General features: G+C 50.2%; 20 protein-coding genes and 1 pseudogene. 8 read left to right on the plus strand and 13 right to left on the minus strand.

Annotated features, from left to right (window positions below):
- Positions 1-113: 113 nt before the first annotated feature.
- Together GBK04_RS20540 and GBK04_RS20545 are read right to left on the minus strand one after the other, a co-directional pair.
- A complete protein-coding gene (locus GBK04_RS20540) occupies positions 114-536 on the minus strand; it encodes a hypothetical protein (RefSeq protein ID WP_152762935.1) in 423 nt (140 codons plus the stop codon).
- 222 nt (positions 537-758) lie between these two features.
- Positions 759-1,499, minus strand: coding sequence for a lysophospholipid acyltransferase family protein (locus tag GBK04_RS20545; protein ID WP_373331168.1), 741 nt, complete (start codon positions 1,497-1,499; stop codon positions 759-761).
- Positions 1,500-1,616: 117 nt separating this feature from the next.
- On the opposite strand from GBK04_RS20545, the gene GBK04_RS20550 reads away from it, so the two are divergent.
- Complete coding sequence (locus tag GBK04_RS20550) at positions 1,617-2,600, plus strand: acyl-ACP desaturase (protein ID WP_152762939.1); 984 nt, start codon at positions 1,617-1,619, stop codon at positions 2,598-2,600.
- A 6-nt stretch (positions 2,601-2,606) separates the two neighbouring features.
- Positions 2,607-3,080, plus strand: coding sequence for a GNAT family N-acetyltransferase (locus GBK04_RS20555; RefSeq protein ID WP_152762941.1), 474 nt, complete (start codon positions 2,607-2,609; stop codon positions 3,078-3,080).
- Positions 3,081-3,198: 118 nt separating this feature from the next.
- On the opposite strand, the gene GBK04_RS20560 is transcribed toward GBK04_RS20555, so the two are convergent.
- Positions 3,199-4,335 (minus strand): cellulase family glycosylhydrolase, encoded by a 1,137-nt coding sequence (locus tag GBK04_RS20560; protein WP_152762943.1) that lies wholly within the window; start codon positions 4,333-4,335, stop codon positions 3,199-3,201.
- A gap of 164 nt (positions 4,336-4,499) precedes the next feature.
- On the opposite strand from GBK04_RS20560, the gene GBK04_RS20565 reads away from it, so the two are divergent.
- On the plus strand, positions 4,500-5,432 hold the full coding sequence (locus GBK04_RS20565) for a serine hydrolase (protein WP_152762945.1): 933 nt from the start codon (positions 4,500-4,502) through the stop codon (positions 5,430-5,432).
- A gap of 84 nt (positions 5,433-5,516) precedes the next feature.
- On the opposite strand, the gene GBK04_RS20570 is transcribed toward GBK04_RS20565, so the two are convergent.
- The 7 genes from GBK04_RS20570 to GBK04_RS20600 form a co-directional block, all read right to left on the minus strand.
- Positions 5,517-6,575, minus strand: coding sequence for a CHC2 zinc finger domain-containing protein (locus GBK04_RS20570; RefSeq protein ID WP_152762947.1), 1,059 nt, complete (start codon positions 6,573-6,575; stop codon positions 5,517-5,519).
- Between the two features lie 94 nt (positions 6,576-6,669).
- Positions 6,670-7,206 carry an ATP synthase F1 subunit delta gene (gene atpH, locus GBK04_RS20575; RefSeq protein WP_152762949.1) on the minus strand — a complete coding sequence of 179 codons (537 nt, stop codon included), beginning with the start codon at positions 7,204-7,206 and terminating at the stop codon, positions 6,670-6,672.
- Positions 7,207-7,297: 91 nt separating this feature from the next.
- A complete protein-coding gene (atpF, locus tag GBK04_RS20580) occupies positions 7,298-7,792 on the minus strand; it encodes a F0F1 ATP synthase subunit B (RefSeq protein ID WP_373331169.1) in 495 nt (164 codons plus the stop codon).
- A 172-nt stretch (positions 7,793-7,964) separates the two neighbouring features.
- On the minus strand, positions 7,965-8,228 hold the full coding sequence (gene atpE, locus GBK04_RS20585; protein ID WP_152762951.1) for an ATP synthase F0 subunit C: 264 nt from the start codon (positions 8,226-8,228) through the stop codon (positions 7,965-7,967).
- A 49-nt stretch (positions 8,229-8,277) separates the two neighbouring features.
- Positions 8,278-9,369, minus strand: coding sequence for a F0F1 ATP synthase subunit A (gene atpB / locus GBK04_RS20590; protein ID WP_152762953.1), 1,092 nt, complete (start codon positions 9,367-9,369; stop codon positions 8,278-8,280).
- A 21-nt stretch (positions 9,370-9,390) separates the two neighbouring features.
- Positions 9,391-9,753, minus strand: a complete 363-nt coding sequence (locus GBK04_RS20595; RefSeq protein ID WP_152762955.1) for a hypothetical protein — start codon at positions 9,751-9,753, stop codon at positions 9,391-9,393.
- Positions 9,754-9,823: 70 nt separating this feature from the next.
- The gene (locus tag GBK04_RS20600; RefSeq protein WP_152762957.1) at positions 9,824-10,057 is read right to left on the minus strand and encodes an AtpZ/AtpI family protein; all 234 of its coding nucleotides are present in this window, start codon (positions 10,055-10,057) and stop codon (positions 9,824-9,826) included.
- 170 nt (positions 10,058-10,227) lie between these two features.
- On the opposite strand from GBK04_RS20600, the gene porW reads away from it, so the two are divergent.
- The 5 genes and pseudogenes from porW (at position 10,228) to uvrC (ending at position 17,948) form a co-directional block, all read left to right on the plus strand.
- Positions 10,228-12,432, plus strand: coding sequence for a type IX secretion system periplasmic lipoprotein PorW/SprE (gene porW / locus GBK04_RS20605; protein WP_373331170.1), 2,205 nt, complete (start codon positions 10,228-10,230; stop codon positions 12,430-12,432).
- 151 nt (positions 12,433-12,583) lie between these two features.
- Positions 12,584-14,879, plus strand: a pseudogene (locus GBK04_RS20610) (penicillin-binding protein 1A).
- A 74-nt stretch (positions 14,880-14,953) separates the two neighbouring features.
- A complete protein-coding gene (locus tag GBK04_RS30870; RefSeq protein ID WP_373331171.1) occupies positions 14,954-15,400 on the plus strand; it encodes a glycerate kinase in 447 nt (148 codons plus the stop codon).
- 76 nt (positions 15,401-15,476) lie between these two features.
- A complete protein-coding gene (locus GBK04_RS30875; RefSeq protein ID WP_373331172.1) occupies positions 15,477-16,085 on the plus strand; it encodes a glycerate kinase in 609 nt (202 codons plus the stop codon).
- Between the two features lie 54 nt (positions 16,086-16,139).
- Complete coding sequence (gene uvrC / locus GBK04_RS20620) at positions 16,140-17,948, plus strand: excinuclease ABC subunit UvrC (protein WP_152762958.1); 1,809 nt, start codon at positions 16,140-16,142, stop codon at positions 17,946-17,948.
- A gap of 95 nt (positions 17,949-18,043) precedes the next feature.
- Here uvrC and porN read toward each other — a convergent pair whose 3' ends face one another.
- The 3 genes from porN to porL all read right to left on the minus strand — a co-directional run bounded on the left by porN (position 18,044) and on the right by porL (position 21,642).
- A complete protein-coding gene (porN, locus tag GBK04_RS20625; RefSeq protein WP_152762960.1) occupies positions 18,044-19,102 on the minus strand; it encodes a type IX secretion system ring subunit PorN/GldN in 1,059 nt (352 codons plus the stop codon).
- Between the two features lie 68 nt (positions 19,103-19,170).
- Positions 19,171-20,769 (minus strand): type IX secretion system motor protein PorM/GldM, encoded by a 1,599-nt coding sequence (gene porM / locus GBK04_RS20630; protein ID WP_152762962.1) that lies wholly within the window; start codon positions 20,767-20,769, stop codon positions 19,171-19,173.
- Between the two features lie 54 nt (positions 20,770-20,823).
- Positions 20,824-21,642 carry a type IX secretion system motor protein PorL/GldL gene (porL, locus tag GBK04_RS20635; RefSeq protein WP_152762964.1) on the minus strand — a complete coding sequence of 273 codons (819 nt, stop codon included), beginning with the start codon at positions 21,640-21,642 and terminating at the stop codon, positions 20,824-20,826.
- Positions 21,643-21,719 lie beyond the last annotated feature (77 nt).

Raw genomic sequence — 21,719 nt, forward strand, 5'->3', positions numbered from 1 at the left:
AGCAGCAGGGTACCCTGGATGGTAAGTGCCGAGGATGGTACCTACACAAAAAAGGATACCTCAAAATGAAGTACCCTTTCCAACTACCCTAAACCTTCAACTAACTATGGTCTTTAATATCTCCGTTGGGCGAGGCGATCCCGTTCGCGTTGCGAATCAATACTCTCGTACCGAATCCCTTTGATCAGATTCTGCAGATCGTTGCTGAGTTCACGGGTTTCGCGGCGGGTCAGATCTCGGTTGGCTAGGTAACGCCGCTCTTTGGCATCGATGCGATCATACTCATTCAGCAGTCGGATGGCTTCACGGGAAGTCAGGGTACCCCTGGCAATTCCATCGGCAATCCGGGTGCGGGCTTCACGCTGCAGATCATTGAGCATCTGGGCTTCCTGACGATCGTTGGCCGGAAGGCGGGCCTCATTTCGGTTTGAGTTGGGATAATCCCGGCGACCCGTATCGTATTTGCCATATCCCTGGGCAAATGAACCGGCGGAAAGAAGAAAAACGAAGGCGGCGGCAATCAGTGATTTTTTCATGGCTCTCTATATTTTTTTGGGTTACGAGGGTTAGAGAACCGGGTGGGGATGTAGTTTAAAACCGCATTTGTTAATGAATGTTAACAAGGGTCCGGTGGTAGCAAAGAGGTACTTAAGAGGCAAAGCAGGGTACCCCGTGGCGCGCAAAGTTTTTTCAGATCAGAGGGTAGGGAATCAGTTGAGCCTTATTTCCCCTAACTGTCAACTGTCAACTGTCAACTGTCAACTGTCAACTGTCAACTCATGGAGTATTGCCGTCCGCGTCGTCTGGGCTAATGCGTCGGGCGTTTGGCCAGCGGGCTCGATACCGGGTAGCACCGTCCAGGACATTCTCGTGAACGAAGTGAGGGGAAAGAGTCCTTTGGGATTGAAGGCGCCCGTTCCCTGAATAGCCACGGGGACAATCAGGGCATCCGGGGCTTTTTTGAGCAGCGCCATCAACCCTCCGGCGGCAAAAGGCTTCATGGTACCCGAGGAAGAGCGGGTACCTTCCGGGAAAATGGCGGCCGAACCTTTGGCTTCGTGGATGCGCTTACCCAATTTGGCAATTTCCACCACGGCCTGTTTGCCGTCTTTGCGGTTGATAAGGGCGGCACCTCCTACCCGTAGGTTATACGATATGGCGGGAATGCCGTGGGCCAGTTCAATCTTCGAAACGAACAGAGGATAGTGCCTGCGCAGAAACCAGATCAACCCAGGTATGTCGAACATGCTCTGGTGGTTGGCTACAAAAATTAACGGGCGGTCAGAAGGCAACGCGGCACGGTTTTCGAAGTGTACGTGGCTGCCGGTAAGGTACCAGCCGTATACCAAAAAAAAATTGAACCACACCACTGTTTTCTTGTGCGCCTCTTTGCCGAACACGTTGTAGGCTATTACCTGAATTGCGTGGAAAATGAGCAATACCAGTCCGAAATACAGCAGGTAGACGCCGCTCAGGATATAGTCGATAATTTTTTTCACAGATACTTTTTTCGGCAAAATTACGGCAAATGGCAGTAGATTGCGAAATTCAGCAATTATTACGTATCTTAATTCTTTATCCCGACCTTTGTGGCAAGTACCACCAATTGAATCATCATGCAAACCGAACTTAGCGCCCCGCGCATTGAAGTCATGCAGTTCGTCGGCCAGAAACTGGACTCCCTGCTCGGTGAATACCTCAAACCGATTGATAGTAACTGGCAGCCCTCGGACTTCCTGCCTGACTCCGGACAGGAATCGTTCGTCCGTGACGTCAAGCTCCTGCAGGAGAGCTGCCGCGAACTACCCTACGACTACGTAGCGGTCTTGATTGGTGATACCATCACCGAAGAGGCTCTGCCTACCTACGAATCCTGGCTGATGGATGTGGTGGGAATCGATCAGGTGCATGAACCCCATGGCTGGGCGCAATGGGTACGTATGTGGACGGCCGAAGAAAACCGTCACGGCGACCTGCTCAATAAGTACCTCTACCTCTCGGGCCGCGTGAATATGCGGGCCATGGAAGTTTCGACCCAGTACCTGATCGCCGATGGCTTCGACATCGGCACGGGCCGCGACCCCTACCGGAATTTCGTCTATACCTCGTTCCAGGAACTGGCTACCAATGTGTCGCACCGCCGCACGGCTACCCTGTCCAAACAGTTTGGCAATCCGCATCTTTCCAAAATCTGTGGCGTGATCGCCTCCGACGAAATGCGTCATGCCAAGGCCTACAAAGAATTCGTGACCCGGATTTTCGAGGTAGATCCTTCGGAAATGATGCTGGCCTTTGAGGATATGATGAAAAAGAAGATCGTAATGCCGGCCCACTTTCTGCGCGAGACAGGCGTCAAAATGGGCCAGACCTTCTCACATTTTTCTGACGCCGCTCAGCGGCTGGGCGTATATACCACCAACGACTACATCGATATCCTGGACTCTCTGCTGGCCGATTGGAAAATCGAGCACATCCGTGACCTGAACGAAAAGGCTGAGAAGGCGAGGGATTATCTGGTGGCCCTACCCGCCCGGCTCCGTCGGATCGCGGAGCGCACGAAGGTACCTGAGCTGGAGTACGAATTCAGTTGGATCCGGTAGGCAGCCATGAAGTGGGAAATCATCGAAGCGGCAACCGCGGAAGAATACAAGGCTGCCGTCGGACTTTTTAACGAATATATTGCTTCACTGGATTTCGATCTCGGCTTCCAGAACGTAGATCATGAACTCACGATCCTACCAGTCATGTACGGGCCGCCTACCGGGCGGCTTTTTCTGGTTCAATCCGAAACGGAATTTGTGGGCTGCGCGGCGCTGCGTCGGATCGAGAACGACACGACCTGCGAATTGAAGCGCATGTTCCTACATCCAGCCTACCGGGGGTTGGGCATAGGGAAGGCCGTAATGGAAAAATCCATCTCCTGTGCCCGAAGCCTGGGTTACACGACCATGAAACTCGATACGATTGGGTATAAGATGCCGTGGGCGGTGAAGCTATACGAATCCTACGGTTTCCGGGAAACCGCCCCCTACAATCATAATCCCCACGAAGGGGTACTTTATTTCGAGCGGGAGATATAGGGTCAGGGGTTAACGGTGAAAAGGTTAAAGAAGTCAATTTTTCTAAAAAGACTTCGTAATAAAATTCTTGACCTTTTTACCCTTAACCCCTGACAACCTCCACTATTACCTCAAACGTCTATTTTCCCGTTGCCTTTTTAATCGCGGACGTTTCGGCGGGGTCGATGGGGGTACCATCGGGCTTAAGAATTTCGTGAAACCAGATCTTTGGTTCGCGACCATCCACATAAGGGTTTTGCCAGCTATCCCAGGGTAGGTAGGTTTGGGTTTTTCCGGCCACAAATCCCCAGTTCACCATCCCGACCTTGTATTTCTTTGCCACCGGCAGGTGCGTTTGAAACTTGCTGCCATTGCCTCTGGCCATAAACTCGGTGCAAATCATCGGACGCTCCTGGGTCTTTAACTGCTTGATCACCTGTTCAAATGATTCCACATCGGCATAGTGGTGGAATGTAAGCACGTCGGAGTTTTCGTACTGTACTTTTTCCATGGCACTCCAATTCTCCGGTTTACTCACATCCCGGTCCTTATTGAAAATCCAGGTACCCGACGAGAGCGGTTGCGTAGGCTTCACCGCCCGGGCCCACTGGAATACGTCGGGTAGCAGATGGGTAATGATTTCGCGTTTCCGCTCGGGCTCCTGCTTCAGATTATTGCGGCCGTAGCTGCTGTCATTGGTGTTATCGGGTTCGTTCCAGACATCCCACAGCAGAATGCGCGGGTCTTTGGCAAACGCCCCCACCACGCCCTGCACGTAGGCTTTCAGGCGGGGATACTCCGATACATCAGTGAGGGCCAGCGCTCCAGGACTTTGCAGCCAGCCCGAATTATGGACGCCCGGGGTGGGTTCGTGCTGCTTGCCTAGCTTAGGAAATGGATCCCAGCAGGAGTCGAAGAGGACAAGAATAGGTTTTATTTTGTGCTTGGCGCAGATGCCCAGAAATTGGTCCAGGCGCTTCTTGAAGCCCGTAGAGTCCTGCCACAGCAGATCATGCAGGTACACGCGGGCGGTGTTGGCTCCCAGTTCCTCCGCCCAGCCAAGTTCTTTGTCGATCTCTTGGGGGTTGAAAGTCTCAGCCTGGAACATTTCCAGTTGATTGATCGCGCTGGCCGGGTTGTAATTGGAACCGAATAACCACGGCTGCTTAGCGTACCAGGCGTCGGCCTGAGCCTTAGTCCAGCGCTGAAGCGGCGGCTTTTGGGCAAAAGCCAGTGTATTTAGACCGATAAGAAAAAGAATCAGGACTCTTTTCATACAATTGATTTTGAAAATTTGGGTAAAAATAGGTTGATTGGAAAAGCGTTCATCTCGAAGTATGATTTCATACGAATGATCGCTTCTTTTAAGTAAAAGCGGAAAAATCTGTTTTTAACCTCACCTTCAGCAAATTAATCTTTTAACAACGCTCCTCCGGTCTTATGAAATTCTTTCATTTGGTTTTGATAAACAGCCTCTTATGGACAAGTTCTCTCCTGGCCCAACCGTTGCTGAACCAGCCTACCCATTCCGATAAAGCGCTGACCCGACAGGTAGCGGAAGCCGTCAAAGGTTTTAATGGAGAGGTTGGAGTATATATCCGGAACCTGCGCACCAATCGTACCGTCGAGATCAACGCCGATACGCTGTTTCCAACGGCCAGTATGATCAAGGTACCCATTCTGTGCGGAGTATTTGATAAGCTCGAGAAAGGGGAACTCCGGTATGACCAGGTATTGACCTACCGCGATTCGCTGCACTACGACGATGGCGTGGTTGGATCGCTGCGCGACAGCGCCCAAATTCCGCTGAGCTATGTACTGATGCTGATGGAAACCCTCTCGGACAATACGGGTAGTCTGTGGATGCAGGCCTTAGCAGGTGGGGGTACCTCCATAAACCAGTGGATGGAAAAGCAAGGTTTCCAGAAAACCCGCGTCAACTCGCGTACTCCCGGACGACAGGAAGCGCAGAAAACCTACGGCTGGGGACAGACTACCCCCCGCGAAATGGCAGAACTGGTGGTCATGATTCGGGCAGGAAAGGCGGTGAGTCCTGCCGCCAGTGAACGGATGTACCGCTTGTTGGGAAGACAGTTCTGGGATGGCTATGCGCTATCACAGATTCCGCCCACGATTCAGGTAATCGCCAAAAATGGAGCCGTAGACCAAGCAAAGTCGGAAGTGGTTCTGGTGCATGCCCCGCACGGGGAGTACGTTTTTTGTATCACCACTAAAAACCAAACTGACGAACGCTGGCAACCCGATAATGAAGGGTACATGCTTTTACGCAAAGTGTCCCGTCTGATCTGGAATCACTACGAACCCCACGACGACTGGCAACCGCTACCCGAATCCGCAAAGTGGCAATACTGAATGAAATGTGGGCATAGGGTCGGCTGAGAATTGTGATTCAGTCAATGGGCAAGAGGACCGTGCGCGGGTCCGACCGTACCACAGTTAATCGTTGTCACGCTTGGTAAAGTACTCATTCACATCCTTAAACCCTTCCTTCACGCTGCGTGCGTGGGTACTGAGGCCCGCTTCTTCGAAAATCGTACGGTAGGCTTTGGCGGCATTTTGTCCGGCGGCATCATTATCGAACCAAAAGCATAGTTCAAATCGGCGGAACAATTTGGCCCATTCTTTTTTGAATAGCGTCACGCTGCCCAGGCTCACGGCGGGCAGTCCCTGTTGCACCAGCGTCATACAATCAAAGGCGCCTTCGGTAAGGTACACCACTTTTCCGGTACGTACCTTAGGGAGCAAATCGCTGTTGAACAGTGGGATAGGTACCCCACTTAGAAATTGATAGCGCGGTGTGCGGTTGACGGGTGAACCGATGATCCGACCCTGAAGGAATATGATCCGCTCTTTTTGGTAATACGGGATAATGATGGAATGTTTGTAGAAAACCAGGTTATCCTTTTCGTTATATAGGCCGCAGGCCCGCAGGTCGGCAGTCGCATAGCGCGAGCGCAGGAAATAGTTGGCGGCGTGGTAATCCTTGACCATAAAAATACCAAAGGTACGTAAAGTATAGTCCGCGAAACCCCGCTCCTGAAGGTACCTCATTCCCTGCACGGAGATTTCAGTATCATCCAGCGACTCGCAGTATTCTTTAAAGGCTTCGAAAATTTCGGTGTGCAGAGGTTGGTACTCGTATTCTTTCGTATCGGGCAGCTGGTCGGCAGGGATTTCGGGACGAGGTGAGGTAGTGTGGGCAGGTGGAGCGGCTCCCTTACGAAGGTACCCCGGCACGTAATGAAACGCCAGCTCATGCATGGCTTGCTTGTATTCCAGTTTGGTAAAGCCCGCGTAAAAATGAATGACGTCGCCGTGACGACCGCAGCCAAAACAGTGGTAGGTGTTGGAGTTAGGATAAAGGTAAAGCGACGGAGTTTTCTCTTCGTGGAAAGGGCAAAGGATTTTTCGGTGTTCCTGGATTTTTAACCCCAAATCCTGTACTACCTGCACAATGTCCACTTTACGCGTTTCTTCGAGAATATTGATATTCATTTTCTAGGGCTGTAGGTACCTCCCACCTAAAATAAAAAGACTTCGCCGCAAAGCAGCGAAGTCTTCCCAAAATATACAGATAAAAAGTAAAATCTTAATCCAGCAGTTCCAGCTTCAATTCGTTCAGACGACTTTTCAGAGAGGCGTCGATCTGACGATCACCTACCCGCAGGACATACCCACCGATCAGTTTCTCGTCCACTTTTTCTTCCAGTTCTACGGTACGGCCCGTGGCGTCGGCCACGATTGCGTTGAATTTTGCCCGCAAGGTCGGATTTAATGGGACGCTCGTCGTCACTACGGCTTTTTGAATTCCTTTATACGTATTGTACTGCGTGATGAACTCCGCCGCGATAGAGTCCAGAATAGACTCCCGGTTCTTGCGCGTAATGATCTCGAAAATCGAATACGAAACCGGGTTGACTTTATCCTTAAATATGGCTTTCAAGATAGCCAGTTTCTTCTCGTGGCGCACTACCGGACTTTTCAGCGCCAGCATCAATCCACGATTGGCCGAAGCAATGCTGTTGAACAAAAGCATATCCTGATAGACCTCTTCCACCACTTTTTTTTGCTCGGCCAACTCGATGAGTGACTTGGCATATCGGGAAGCTACGGTTCCTACTGACATTTTGTTAGTTGAAAGTTGAGAGTTAACTGCTGAGAGTGGCTCCGCTTAGCAAATGAAAACCAGGCAGATTCAACTCGAAACATAAACTTGATTAATTCAAACGGGCAGAGGAAGCCAGGTCGGCGATCAGTTTTTCCTGCGACGAACGATCGCTCAACTCCCGGTGCAGTACCTTTTCGGCAATTTTCAGGGACAGCGTGGCTACTTCTTCCTTCATTTTGGCGATCGCGGCATGCTGCTCGTTATGAATGGTTTCACGGGCGCTTTCGATCATGCGTTGGCCTTCGGCAATGGCTTTATCTTTGGCTTCCAGAATCATCCGCTCCGACGCCTCCTTGGCGTCACGGATGATTTTGTCGCGGGCAGCGTTGGCCTCGGCGATCAATTTCTCGTTGTCCGACTTCATTTTGGCCATTTCAGCCCGGGTTTCTTCAGCCAGGTCGAGGGCGCTCTGAATTTCGCGTTCGCGGTCGTTTAGGCCGTCGATGATGGGTTTCCAGGCAAATTTGCGCAGAATGAATACCAGCAGCAAAAATACCACCAGCATCCAGAATATGAGGCCAATGGCGGGAGTTAACAGTGACATGAGTTAAAGGATGAAATATGAGTTATGAATAATATCCTGGGATTGTTTCAATCTTTTGGGTAAAATCTGCGAGAGCCTAATGCTCCCGCAGAAGATTTTTGAACCCCTTTGAGGTACCTAATGTGCCGCAAAGCGCTATGTGCCGCAAAGCGCTGGTTCGGGCTGCAATAAATTACAGCTTGAAAGAAATCAGCAGACAGATAACCGCTGCAAAAAGAGCAACCGCCTCGATAAGAGCCGCGATGATCAGCATAGCCGTTTGGATACGACCGGCTGCTTCAGGCTGACGGGCAATACCTTCCATGGCGCTGCCACCGATACGACCGATACCCAGACCGGCACCGATGGCCGCCAAACCAGCACCGATACCGGCACCCAATACTGCTAGACCCGCACCGCTTTGTTCAGCAGCTTGAAGCAAAATTTGAAGTAACATAGAGAACTTGTTTTAGATATATAATTGAAACAAAAGATTGCAAAGGGAATCACATGCCGTGGTCGGCTTCGTGATTGTCTTCAATGGCGCTGCCGATGTACATCGCCGACAGCAGCGTGAAAATGAACGCCTGAATGAACGCCACCATGATTTCGATGAAGTTCATGAACAGCGCGAAGGCCGACACGACGGGCGCTACGAAAATACTCTTGAAAATAAAGATCAGCCCGAACAAGCTCAGCAGAATGATGTGGCCGGCCGTCATGTTGGCGAAAAGCCGGATCATCAGCGAGAAAGGCTTCATGAATACCCCCACTATCTCGACCGGAATCATAATGGGTAATAACGCCAGGGGTACCCCCGTCGGCTTTACAAGGTGCGCCCAGTAGTGCTTGTTGGAGTTAAAATGGACGATCAAAAAGGTGATGATCGCCAGCGTCATCGTAATGGCAATGTTGCCCGTTACGTTGGCCGCGCCGGGCAGCAGGCCCAGCAGGTTATTGACCAGAATAAAGAAAAACAGCGTGAGCATGTAGGGTAGGTACTTGCCGTAGTTGGGTCCGATATTGGGCTTCACCACTTCGTCGCGGATGAAAAGCACCAGTACCTCCATAGCTGCCTGGAAACCCCGGGGAGCTTTGCCTTTACGATTGAGGTAGGCTTTGGCCACGCTGCCGAAAATAAGAACCAGAATGATCGCACTCAACAGCATGGAGGCTACATTCTTGGTAATGGAAAAATCATAAACCGTACGCGACTCGTCAGCAGGAATAATTTCTTCTCGGTCGCCGTGTACCAGGTGGTAGCCCTGATATTCGTGGTTGTTATTATGGAATTTGGATGACATGAAAACCTCCACGCCGCGGTCAGCAGAATAGAGAATAACGGGCAAGGGTAGCACTACGCCGTGGGCAAATTCCCATTCATGGGAATCGGCAATGTGGTGCATGATCATTTCGCCGATATTGAACTCTTCTTCGTTCTCCTCTAACCGATGTTCGAGATCATGCTCGGCTTCGTTAAGATTCTGAACGGCTTGGCTATGGGCTTCTTCGTGCTGCGCCAGGGTTCGGAAAGGATTGGAAATCAGCAGGCTGGCAACGAATGCGAAGGATAAAAAGCGGCGAATGGGCGTTGACATAAATGAGTTGAGTACGAGGTATCACGAATCGCGGCGCAAGTTACGATACAAATGATAGATTTCAAAAATTGTGTAAAATAAATAGAGTGCAAAAAAGTTGGCTATGAATACCGGTGCATTTTCGATGCCCCGGTACAGGAATACCCCCACAAATACGATGCACAAAAGAAGTCGAATGACAACCGTAGAAAGGTAGAATTCGACGAATTTGTCGCGTTTGTTCCTGAAACCGTACTCCATGAGGCGGTGGATCAGGAATGAAATACCCAGAAAAAAAAGGATCATATAGCCCGCTGTCGGATGAACCCAGGCCGCGAAGCCCAGGGTAGGGGCTAGAAAAAATACAATTCCCAGCAGGAGGGTAAGGAGCAGACTCCGAAGCATGAATTATGGCCGATGCACGTGTTTTTTGGGGGCAAAAGTACGGAATTTCCGGCAAAGCGCAGTGGGGTACCTATTCTTTCGTGACCGACTTGATAAATAGGTAGAGCGATCCGGCGATGGAAACCAGCGAAAGCACCAGCGTCCAGACGGGTACCTTGTTGTGCTGCCACTCGTCCAGTTTATAACCGCCATAAGTAAATACAACAATCGTTCCCAGCATCTGGAATGCCAACGATGAGTATTTCATGTACGTATTGGTGCTGCGCTTGTTTTCTTTCCCGTTTTCCGGCTTGGGATCGTTCATGGGTTTTTGGGGCTGTGGTCTTGAAATTACTACCTAATATTACGCCTAATTGGTGAAATGGCCCTATATTCGATACGGATTTGTGAATTCCGGCGTTTTACCACCAGAACCGATCTGCATCCTTACAAAGAAAGCCCTCGTTCGTGTTAGCCCGACTCAACCCATATTTTTTGCTTGGTAGCCTCTTGACCCTCCTGTTGGGTATGTTGAGTGGGTGTTCGCAGTATAGCAGCAGTCCTGGTAGCGTGGCCTTTCATAACCTGACTGCAAAATACAATGCATACTACATTGCCCGCTTCGAAACAGAACTCGCGGAACGCGCTATGCATAAGGCGTACCAGGACAATTACAACCAGATTCTTCCCATCCTGATGCCGCTGGATTCTACGTTGGGAATCAGTGTCCGGCCACAATTGGAAAATGCCATCAAAAAGGCTTCGATCGTAGCGGAAAAGCACCAGAATAGCAAGTGGTTGGATGATAGTTATACCCTCATTGGCAAAGACCGCCTATACTTGGGCCAGTACGACGATGGCGTGGAAGCGCTTCGGTATGTCTTTGCAAACGGGCGGGATGAAGACGATAAAAACACGGCGCTGATCTGGCTCATGCGGGCTTATACACAAAAAGGGGACTACGATAATGCTCTTGATGTGGCAGAGTACCTGCGCCAGCAGCCCCTCACTAAAGAAGCTACCCGTGATTTTTACCTGGCCAAAGCCGCCGTGCATCAGCAGCAGGGCGAATACCTGACGGCGGTAGCGATCCTCGAGCAGGCCTTCCCACTATTGAAAAGGAGTCCCGAAAAGGCTCGTCTGCATTATGTGGCCGGGCAACTCTACGACCGGATCGGGCAGTATGCCCTGGCCGCCGACCATTACCGCGACGTAGCCAGAAACCGCCCTACCTACGATCTGTCGTTTTATGCGGGTATGAATTCCCTGCAAAACCGCGTCCTTCTGGACCCCAAAGTGGATCTGACGGATGTGGGTTTTGATAAAATGCTCCGCGACCGTAAAAACAATGATCTCCGCGACCGGATTTACTACACCATGGGTTTGCTGGCCGAGCGCCGGGGGCGCTATCCTGAGGCAGTGGGTTTCCTACAGAAATCCGTGCAGGTGGCGCGTGCCAATCCCGAGCAGATACCCTACACCTACCTGGAACTGGCCCGGATCAACTACGATCGCCTGGAAGACTACGAAACCGCCCAGGCCTACTACGACAGTGCATTGGTGACGCTACCCCAGCAAGCCGAGCAGTACCGAATTGTCTCGGACCGGAAAAAAGCACTGGATGAGTTTGTGACCCAAATTTCCATTGTCCGCACCGAAGACAGCCTGCAAGCCCTGGCCCAGATGAACCCGGCCGCCCTGGAGCGTAAGCTGGATGCCATCATAGAGGAGCAGGAGGAGGAAAAACGCCAATTGCTTCTCAAGGCCCAGGAGGCTTTAGCAGCCTCGAACCGTCCCTCAGCCAGCGACATCGGAACACCCTTTATTTCGGGCAGTGAACGGCGTTGGGAGCTCTATGACCCCGTAATGGTAAACCAGGGCCGGGTGGAGTTCCGTCGCTTGTGGGGGAATCGTCCCCTGGAAGACAACTGGCGACGAGCCAACAAAGAAAACGCTTCCTTTACAGCCAGTGCGCAGAATCCGAATTTGAACGCCGCCGTAGTACCGCCGGAAAACGACCTAGGTCTGAAAGCCGAAACCACACTTGCCAAAGGCTCGGAGGCCTGGGTAACCCGGCGGAACGGATTGTTGAAAAATGTTCCTATCAGCGAAGCAGCCTTTTCCACTTCGGAAAAGCGGGAAGAAGATGCTTTGTATCGTTTAGGGAAAATTTATCGTTTTGATTTAAAAGAGCCTGAAAAGGCCGTCACGACGTTTACGCGCCTGCTCAAGGATTTCCCCAAGACCGCCTACCGTGAAGAAATCTACTACCTTATATACCTTTCCCTGGATGAAAACAACAAAAATCGTCCCCTGTGGAAAGAAAAGTTGTTGGCTGAATTCCCGAATTCATCCTACGCACGCCTGCTGAACCAGGCTCAACTGGCTCAGGATGATAAAGGGGGTACCTTAGGCGGGGGCTTTGCCGCCAAAACCTATGACAGTATTTATAAATTATACACCGCAGGCAATTATTCGGAGGCTCTGGCACAGGTAGAGAATGCCCTGGCCCAGTACCGGGAGAACCCTCTGGTTGATAAATTCGCGCTGCTTCGGATCTTCCTGGTGGGTAAAGTACGGGGGCGTGATGCCTACCTACAGGCTATTAACGAATTCATTCGTCTTTATCCCGATAGCTCTTTGTTGCCCAGGGTACAGGAAATGCTCGAAGTGACCGGACGCGCTTCCACCCGGCGTTGACTTTTTACAAAATCAGTATCTTTGTGTCCATCAATTGTGTCGGAAGAGTTGGCTGGGCCGTATGAGCAGTGGATGAGAAAATTTCTTCGGTTTGGGCTTATTATTTTAACAATTACTCAATCACCCCCTCACACAATCACTCTTTAAATCTATGCTTGAATTACAGTCTGGAAAATACCGACGTACCATTGTCCGCTTGTGGCGGTTTGCGGGTCTCGGTCTGGGATTTTTCATCTTATATATTGTAGCGGTAAGTTTTAATCTTTTCTGGCTCTTCGGGCCCATGCCTGACCTGAAAACGCTCGAAAACCCCAAGTGGGAGTTGGCATCCGAGTTGATTTCGGAAGACGGTAAGTCCCTCGGTAAGTATATCATCGAAAACCGGGCCCTTGTCGAGTTCGATCAGGTATCCCCCCGATTGATCGAAGCACTCATTGCCACCGAAGACGCCCGCTTCGTCAAGCATTCCGGCATTGACCTGCGCTCCTTGTTTCGGGTAGGAAAGGGCGTCATCACGGGCAACTCTGGTTCGGGGGGGGAAGTACCCTCACTCAGCAGGTAGCCAAAAATCTTTTTCAGACGCGGTCCGAACGCTATCGGGGTATACTCGGCCAAATCCCCGTGGTGCGTACCATTATTGCCAAGACCAAGGAATGGGTACTTTCGGTGATTCTTGAACGTCAATACACGAAGCGGGAAATCCTGATGATGTACCTCAATACTGTGTCGTTCGGTAATAATACGTATGGTATCAAGGTAGCGGCGCGTACCTACTTCAACAAGGATACCTGGAACCTGGATGTTCATGAGGCGGCTTTGCTGGTGGGAATGTTACAGAACCCTACCTTGTATAATCCCCTACGCCTACCTACCAATGCCCTCAATCGCCGGAATACGGTATTGGATCAGATGATGAAATATGAGTTTCTGACGCCGGAAAAGTACCAGGCATACCGTGCCATGCCGCTGAGTATGAATTTTACAATAGAAAGCCACAACACCGGACCGGCACCCTATTTTCGGGAAGCGATGAAGGGGTACCTTAAACGGTGGGTGGAGCAGTATAATGACGATAATGGTGAAAATCTCGATCTGTATACCAGCGGTTTGCGCATCTATACCACGATCGACTCCCGGATGCAGACCTATGCGGAGGAGGCTGTGACCGAACACATGAAGACCCAGCAAAAGCTGTTTTTTGACCATTGGAAAGACCGCAATCCCTGGATTGACCAGAATGGTAAAGAGATCAAAGGGTTTGTTGATCGGGCCGTTCGGGTATCCCCTCGTTTTAAGAATCTTGTGAAAGAGGTAGGTGAGGAAGAAGCCTGGAAGGTGATGCGCAAGCCTTACAAAATGAAGGTATTCAGTTGGGACGGCGAGAAGGAAATGACCATGAGTCCCATCGATTCCATCAAATACTACAAGCACTTTCTGCACACGGGTATGATGTCCATGGATCCGCGCAACGGCCACGTGAAAGCCTGGGTAGGAGGGGTCAATTTCAAATACTTCAAGTACGACCATGTCAAGCAGGGAGCCCGTCAGCCCGGCTCTACCTTTAAGCCTTTCGTGTACGTATCGGCCCTGGATCGGAACTATCTGACGCCGTGTGACCATGTCGTGGACCGACCCGTAACCTTCACAAAGGAAGACGGGGTACCTGGTGGCTGGACAGCCAAAAATGCAAGTGGACGCTATTCTTACCAGTCGCTTTCCCTGCGGCAGGCCATTGGAAAGTCCGTCAACTCGGTGAGTGCTTATTTGATGAAACAGGTAAAGCCACCCACCGTAGTTGAGTATGCCCATAAACTGGGGATTACCAGTAAACTCGACCCCCAACCTTCCCTCTGTCTGGGTATTAGCGATGTGTCGGTGTACGAAATGGTAGGTGCCTACTGCGCTTTTGTGAACAGCGGCCACCGAACTGAACCCATGACTGTGCTCCGCATCGAGGATCGTTACGGGAATCTCTTGCAGGAGTTTTTCCCCAAAGCCAATCAGGAACTGAGCGAGAACATGGCCTATAACATGATCTACCTGATGCGCGGGGCGGTGGAAGATCCGGGCGGTACGGCCGGACGTCTCCGAAGCTTTGGCGTAACCGAAGGCAACGAGATAGCCGCCAAAACGGGTACTACCTCAAATTATTCCGACGGCTGGTTCATGGGTATGACCCACAACCTGGTATCGGGTGTATGGGTAGGGGGCGAAGATCGCAGTACCCACTTTCGCACGATGGCCTATGGGCAGGGGGGCGCATCGCGATGCCCGCCTGGGGCTTATACATGCAAAAGGTGTATGCCGACCCTACCTTGCTGCAGTACCGGAAAGGTAAGTTTGAAAAACCCGCCAACTTCACACTGAATTGCGGTGGCGTATATACTGATAGCACTGATACCTACATTCCACCTTCCTTATCCGATGATGAAGGGGTACTTTTTTAATCCTGAATGAGTGATTAAGCGAATTGTGAATATTGTAATTCTCTCGACCACTCATTCTCTCGATCAATTTCCCATTGAACATTGTTATTGCTCCCGACAAATTCCGCGGCTCTCTCGAATCGGATGAGGTGTGCGAAGCAATGGCTGCCGGTGTTCTACTGGCTTTTCCCGAAGCACAAATAACTATGGTGCCTCTGGCCGATGGAGGTGAAGGTACGGCCAAAGCACTCACCCGGCACGCAGGCGGTGAATTTATCTCCCTGATGGTGCAGGACCCCTTGGGACGACCCATTCAGGCGAGTTATGGCCTTACACCCGATCACAAAACAGCTTTCATTGAAATGGCGGCAGCCTCAGGACTGGCTTTGCTATCGGAGGACGAACGTAATCCTGATGAAACCACTTCTTTCGGAACGGGAGAGCTCATCAACGACGCCCTTGCACGGGGAGTAGATCACATCATTCTGGGTATTGGGGGAAGTGCTACCACGGATGGGGAGTGGGTATGGCCGCCGCCCTAGGGTACCGGTTTCTAGACGAATGGGGGAAGAGGTACCCCCTAGGGGCGGAAAATTGCGTGAAATCCATTCAATCGATTTGGAAAGAGTCAATCCCCGGCTATCCAAGGCAAAAATCACGGTAGCCTGTGATGTTACTAACTCCTTATACGGTGAGCAGGGAGCGGCCTACATCTATGCCCCACAGAAAGGTGCTTCCCCGGAACAGGTCAGAACGCTGGACCAGGGCCTGCGCAACTTAGCCCGTGTGGCTACCCACACTTTCGGCTATGATTTCAGTTCAGTGCCTGGGGCGGGTGCAGCGGGCGGGGTAGGAGCCGGAGCTTTATGGTTTTTGAAGGGTACCCTCGAGCCCGGAGCCGCCATCGTGCTGCAGCAGACTCAGATGGAATCCCATATTCGACAGGCCGATCTGGTTATTACGGGCGAAGGGAAAATGGATCAACAAACACTACAGGGCAAACTGATACTGGGGCTGGCCGATGTATGCCTGCGTCATAAGGTACCCCTGGCGGTGGTGTGTGGTACCCTGACCGTTTCACCCGAAGAAATCCTGAACACGGGCATTACCTACGCCGTTTCGGCCATCGATCGCCCCCTCTCGCTCGAAGCGGCTCAGCACGAAGCTTTTTCGCTCGTCCGGCAGGCAACTTTTCATCTGGTACGGTTGTTTTTTGCTAGCAAATAGTATCAGACAAATCCAGCACGGGTTGGTTTTTGTCTCCTAACCAACGACGGGTCAATGCCTACATTCGATTACAAGACCGAACTTTCCAGGGTACCTCACGAGCCGGGTGTTTATCGCTACTTTGACGAAAAGGATGAGGTGATTTATGTGGGTAAGGCCAAGGACCTGCGTAATCGCGTGGGGAGTTATTTTGTTAAATCCAATCAACACGATCGCAAGACCAAGCGCCTGGTGAGCCAGATCCGACGCATCGAGTTTACAATCGTACCTACGGAATGGGATGCGCTATTGTTGGAAAACCAACTGATCAAACGGTTTCAGCCCAAATTCAACATTCTGCTGCGGGATGACAAAACCTATCCCTTTATCTGCATCACCCATGAGCCCTTCCCCCGTGTAATTACGGTCAGGCGGGTCGATAAAAGGCTAGGTACCTACTACGGGCCATTTGCCAATGCCCGGGGCATGTACGCGCTGCTTGATATGTTCAAGGAATTATACACAATCCGTTCGTGCCACTTGAATTTGTCACAGGAAAACATCGAAGCCGGTAAATTCAAAGTCTGTCTGGAATTTCACTTGGGCAACTGCAAGGGCCCGTGTGAAGGCCGGCAACCCGCCGCTGAGTATGATGCCGAAATCGAGCAGATTCACTATATCCTGAAAGGCAATCTGGGGGTACCTCAGCAGTATTTCAAGGACCAAATGCTGGAAGCTGCCGAAAAGATGGCCTTTGAGCAAGCGCACGACTGGAAAATGAAGATTCAGTTGCTTTCCAATTTCCAGAGCAAAGCTACGGTGGTCAATCCCAAAATTGGCGATGTGGATGTGTTGACTATCGTTTCGGACGAAGAAGCGGCTTACCTCAATTTTATGAAGGTGAAAAATGGCTACGTAGTGGCCACGCAGACCTTCGATATTAAGAAACAACTTGACGAGAAAGATGAGGATTTGCTGGCCATGATGATTGTGGAAATGCGTGAAACTTATGGAGCAGAGGCCAAAGAATTGATATCGAATCTTACGCCCGACCTGGAAATGAAACTCGACATCGTGGTGCCGCAGATTGGGGATAAGAAAAAGCTGCTGGATATGTCTATGAAAAATGTGATGTTCTTCCGCCGCGAGAAAGCCGAGCGCCGGGCGGTGGAGGCTTCGGCAACTACTTCGAAAAAAGACCGGGTCCTGATCAAGCTCAAAGCCGATCTGCAATTGAAATCCCTCCCCCGCCACATCGAGTGTTTTGATAACTCCAATATCCAGGGTACCAATCCGGTGGCGGCGATGGTCTGTTTTAAGGATGGAAAGCCTTCCAAGAAGGACTACCGACATTTTACGATTAAGACCGTTGTGGGGGCCAATGATTTTGCTTCCATGAACGAGGTAGTGGGCCGTCGTTATGCCCGGCTTTTGAATGAAGAAGCTCCCTTACCCGATCTGATTGTCATTGATGGGGGCAAAGGCCAGTTGAGTGCGGCTTGTGATGCGTTGAAAGAATTGAATATCTATGGCAAGGTACCCATTATCGGCATTGCCAAGCGGCTGGAGGAGATCTACTTTCCCGAAGACTCCTTGCCTCTCTATATTGACAAAAAATCCGAATCGCTGAAACTAATCCAGCAGATTCGTGATGAGGCCCACCGTTTTGCCATTACCTACCACCGCGACAAGCGTAGCCGCAACAGCCTGGTAAGTGAGTTGGAGAATGTGGAGGGAATTGGTAAAAAAACGGCCTCAGTACTTCTGAAGCATTTTAGAGGAATCAAAGCCATCCGGGAAAGTACCCCCGAACAACTGGCCGAAGTAGTTGGACCCGATAAGGCCAGAAAAGTAAAGGCTTATTTTGATACAATGCTTCAATAGATGGTTAACAACCTACTGAAACAAAAAAGGGAACGCTTCGGCGTTCCCTTTTTTGTTTATGACAATGGAAATCAATGAATTGAAAACTTACTAACTTAATATTCCCACATGCTGCTTTCAAGCTCCAGAAGCTCCTGCTCGTATTGAACCGATTTGATCAACCCTGCTTTTTCACCTTTATAGATGTCAATGAAGGATTTATCCATCGGGTTGGAATATTTAGTAATCCGCCCGTAGGGCAAACGCAAATCAAAAGCATCGGCAAGGTTCTTATGCTGGGCTGTATTCTGCGTATTGTACCAAATGTATTTCTTAGGATCGCTGCGGAACAGGCGCTCCAAATCCTTGTACTTATAGGAAGCAATGGGTATTTCCAGTCCCGTAGCCGTATTGACTTCAGCAGGAAGCAAAAGCGTAATGGTCTGAATGTCCATGTACAACCGCGAGCGTTTCTTATCGAACGTCCAGTCTTCTTTTACTTCCATCAGACTGATGTCCTGAGGAAAGAATTCTTCTTCGGGCGTAATCGTAGCCAACTGCTGATCAAAAGGATCCGGAGCAGCTACGGTGTCCTGAGCTACTTCGGTGGGTGCTGCTGCCGTTTTAGTGCCTTTCTTAGCCGGCTTCTTTACGGGAGTTCCCCAGCCATCGTCCTCCACTGCGGCGGTTTTCTTGGTATCCTTTTTTACCGGGGTACCCCACCCGTCGTCAACAGTTTCTTCTTTTTTGGGCTCTTCCTTTTTCGGTGTATCGCCCCAGCCTCCGTTGTCGGTAGGCTGACCAAAGCCCGCCGCAATTTCTTCGGCGGATAGCCCGGCTACCTGATTAGGCATCAACAGTTTTTTGTGCATTTGCTCTGGGGTCAATTCAGTAGTGCACGAATCGTTGACATAAGCAGTGATTAGGCCTGCTTTGGTGGCTTCGATAATATAGCGCGTAATCTCGTTGTTTTTTGAGAACATCGGCAGATTCTGCTTTTCCTTCAAATCCATCCGCCGCCAGAGCGTACGCTTCATCATTACATCCTGATCGTCGATCGGACGCGCCGAAAGCTGATTCATCTTGGTTTCGTCCCGCTCCTGCGCTTTCACCGCCGTTGCGCCCAGTGCCAGCGATGCGATGGACAGCGCCACCACTTTTCCATGTATCCTCATAGCGATTCTTTTTTGCTGATTTTTTCTTTATAACGGATTATACCATAAATCAGTATAATAGACTGATATCAATTCAAATTGACCGTCATAGGTTGACTACCCATTTCAACATTGCTAGTTTCACCTTTGAAGTTACGTCGTTGAACACCTAAAACTTCAATTACATAACGGTCGCCAGGTTCAGCATTGGCAGCAAGAGCAGAAACAGAACCACCACCATTAAGTGTTACCGGATTGCCTATCCTACGGGAACCACGGGCCAATGAAACCTGAATCTGGGAAACCCGAAATTGAGCATCTTCAGGCGAAAAGTTTTTGAAACTTTCGTCGGGAATTGCCACTACTTGAATTGAGCGAACGCTGGAAGCTGCGGCTCCTCTGCGTCCATCATAAGCACCTCCATTCACCCGCAATTCAAGCGAAGGCTTAGGAACAAGTGACACATTAAAAGGGCTTGTACCTAGGACATTACCTTGATTCAAAACTGTGAGTTGCACCTGCTTCCGATTGGGAACAACCGTAATTTTACCCTTCTGTCCACTCTTAATGACTTCAGCTCCATCTGCTCTAAAATCAGGAGCCCACAAAGCACCCAAAGCTGGACTCACAATACTTAGTTTGTTGGCACAGCCTAGGTATAAGGGAGGCATGGTACCTGTTTCAATTTGGTAATCTGGCTTAGCAACAAAGTACTCCTGCTCCAGACGGACTGTGGTATCACGTCCAGACGGAGTAGGGAAAGAAATGACACCCTGTAAAACACGGCGTACTAGTCCATCAGCGCCATAACCACCTCCCTGAGCGGTAAACTCGATAATCCCCTTGCCATTTTCTACTCGTACCGGAGCACCATTTAGGCTCATGCGGGGTGTAATACCTGAAGCCGAGGCAGCGATAAACATTTCACCCTTATATTTGGTACCTGCTACTACGACTTTAGACTCCGAGCTAATCATGGCCAGAATACGGTCAAACTTGATATCGGCGGCTCCTACCTTGCTAGCAAGATAGTTGAGCACTTCGCCCTCCATACGGCGGATATCCGTTTGCTTTTGGCTCAGAACGGCCAAGGCGGCCGCTACGGGCGTTTGATCAAAATTCAATTCCGCAAAGTCTTTGTTGCGTTGATCAGCCCGATTCTTTGAAATAGGGTCGTCTTTGGCATCCAAAGCCAAGGGTTGAAATTTCTCAGGGCTGTATTGATTGAGCTTCTGCGTAAAATCGTTGAGCGTTTGCTTCAAGGCATACGCTTTGCCATTTTTCTGCGATCCACTGCCAATCATCAATTCCGCCACTTTTTGTTCTTCCTGCGGGTTTTTGATGCTGCCGTCTTCTTTCAGGCCCGCACCGGCCTTCGTAATGATTTCCTGCTTAAGAGCGCTCAATTCGCTCACCATACTCGAGGTGAGAGCACGAACTTCGTCGGCTTGCTTCATCACGGCCACGTCAGCAGCTCGGTTACCCGATTTGTCCACTGCGGCCTTAATTTTCAATACAGTTTCTTGATTTATTTTATTGGCTGCCCCGGAAGATAATTCAAGTGAATTATTCAAAAGGATGAATTTTTCGATGATCGCCGAACTTACTTGCAGGGCAAGCATAGCGGTCAATACGAGGTACATCATCCCAATCATCTTCTGACGGGGTGTTTCTTTTCCACCTGCCATAGAATTTAGTGATCTATTATCTTGTGAAGATTAATTAGTTAGAGTTGGGTAAGTTTAGGCATTGCCCCGCATTGCGGTCAACATGCTGCCATATACACTATTGAGTGAAGAAATATTGTTGGTCAATTTTGACATTTCGGCTTTAAAAACCTGCGATTCTTTCGTAGCTTCCGACATATTGGCCATGGCCGTAGTTAGGTTACCATAGAATGCGTTCATCGCTTTCAGGTGCTTAGTAGTGTCCTGTAGCTCCATTTCATATACGGCATTGAGGGCACCCATGTTTTTGGTAATCTGCTGGAATTGCTCCCGGTACGACTGGGCATCCTTGGTAGCATCGGCCATTGAAGACATGGCTGTGATGGCCACTCCATACGACTTATTCATATCATTGATGGCATTGGAGGCATTTTTTACATTTTTGGCGTAGTCATTCGTGGCTACGGTAGCATCAGTCAGATCACCAATTTTGCTGACGCTTTCCGAAAGATTACGGAAACCTTTGCCCAAATTGTCGAAAATATCCGGCGTAATTTTGGCATTGGCTAGCATGGTGTCCATATTGGCGGTCAGACCATTAGCTTGCGGGCCAGTCGTGCGCAGCGAACCGAGGGGGCCATCATAGTCATCAGCCAATTCGGGGTATACTCTTTCCCAAGCGGGTTGCCTCTCTACGGGCTGCACGAAAGTTTGAAATGCATAAAGTAGAAATATTACTGCCTCGGTACCCAGTCCAATCGTGAGCATCGGTCCACCCCAGTCAAAGTGTTGAATCTTGCCTAGAGCGCCCAATATTACCACGGCGGCGCCAGCACTGTAAAAGGTAGGCAGGACTTTATCGAAGAAAGCGTTAGAGCCGTTATTCTTAGCCATAAAAATTCAGATTGTTAAAATTAATTGAAGGAAAGTGTAAAAGAAATGTTGTTTTGTGAGGTACTCGGGTAAAAAAG

The sequence above is a fragment of the Salmonirosea aquatica genome, assembly GCF_009296315.1.
Lineage (GTDB): Bacteria > Bacteroidota > Bacteroidia > Cytophagales > Spirosomataceae > Salmonirosea > Salmonirosea aquatica.

Bases quoted from the DNA above. Each gene is read 5' to 3' on its own strand.
- GBK04_RS20565 (WP_152762945.1), top strand. From the start codon at position 4,500: ATGAAATTCTTTCATTTGGTTTTGATAAACAGCCTCTTATGGACAAGT.
- porL (WP_152762964.1), bottom strand. From the start codon at position 21,642: ATGGCTAAGAATAACGGCTCTAACGCTTTCTTCGATAAAGTCCTGCCT.
- GBK04_RS20600 (WP_152762957.1), bottom strand. From the start codon at position 10,057: ATGAACGATCCCAAGCCGGAAAACGGGAAAGAAAACAAGCGCAGCACC.
- atpE (WP_152762951.1), bottom strand. From the start codon at position 8,228: ATGTTACTTCAAATTTTGCTTCAAGCTGCTGAACAAAGCGGTGCGGGT.
- uvrC (WP_152762958.1), top strand. From the start codon at position 16,140: ATGCCTACATTCGATTACAAGACCGAACTTTCCAGGGTACCTCACGAG.
- GBK04_RS20560 (WP_152762943.1), bottom strand. From the start codon at position 4,335: ATGAAAAGAGTCCTGATTCTTTTTCTTATCGGTCTAAATACACTGGCT.
- atpF (WP_373331169.1), bottom strand. From the start codon at position 7,792: ATGTCACTGTTAACTCCCGCCATTGGCCTCATATTCTGGATGCTGGTG.
- GBK04_RS20595 (WP_152762955.1), bottom strand. From the start codon at position 9,753: ATGCTTCGGAGTCTGCTCCTTACCCTCCTGCTGGGAATTGTATTTTTT.
- GBK04_RS20550 (WP_152762939.1), top strand. From the start codon at position 1,617: ATGCAAACCGAACTTAGCGCCCCGCGCATTGAAGTCATGCAGTTCGTC.
- atpH (WP_152762949.1), bottom strand. From the start codon at position 7,206: ATGTCAGTAGGAACCGTAGCTTCCCGATATGCCAAGTCACTCATCGAG.
- atpB (WP_152762953.1), bottom strand. From the start codon at position 9,369: ATGTCAACGCCCATTCGCCGCTTTTTATCCTTCGCATTCGTTGCCAGC.
- GBK04_RS20555 (WP_152762941.1), top strand. From the start codon at position 2,607: ATGAAGTGGGAAATCATCGAAGCGGCAACCGCGGAAGAATACAAGGCT.
- porN (WP_152762960.1), bottom strand. From the start codon at position 19,102: ATGAGGATACATGGAAAAGTGGTGGCGCTGTCCATCGCATCGCTGGCA.
- GBK04_RS20570 (WP_152762947.1), bottom strand. From the start codon at position 6,575: ATGAATATCAATATTCTCGAAGAAACGCGTAAAGTGGACATTGTGCAG.
- porM (WP_152762962.1), bottom strand. From the start codon at position 20,769: ATGGCAGGTGGAAAAGAAACACCCCGTCAGAAGATGATTGGGATGATG.
- GBK04_RS20540 (WP_152762935.1), bottom strand. From the start codon at position 536: ATGAAAAAATCACTGATTGCCGCCGCCTTCGTTTTTCTTCTTTCCGCC.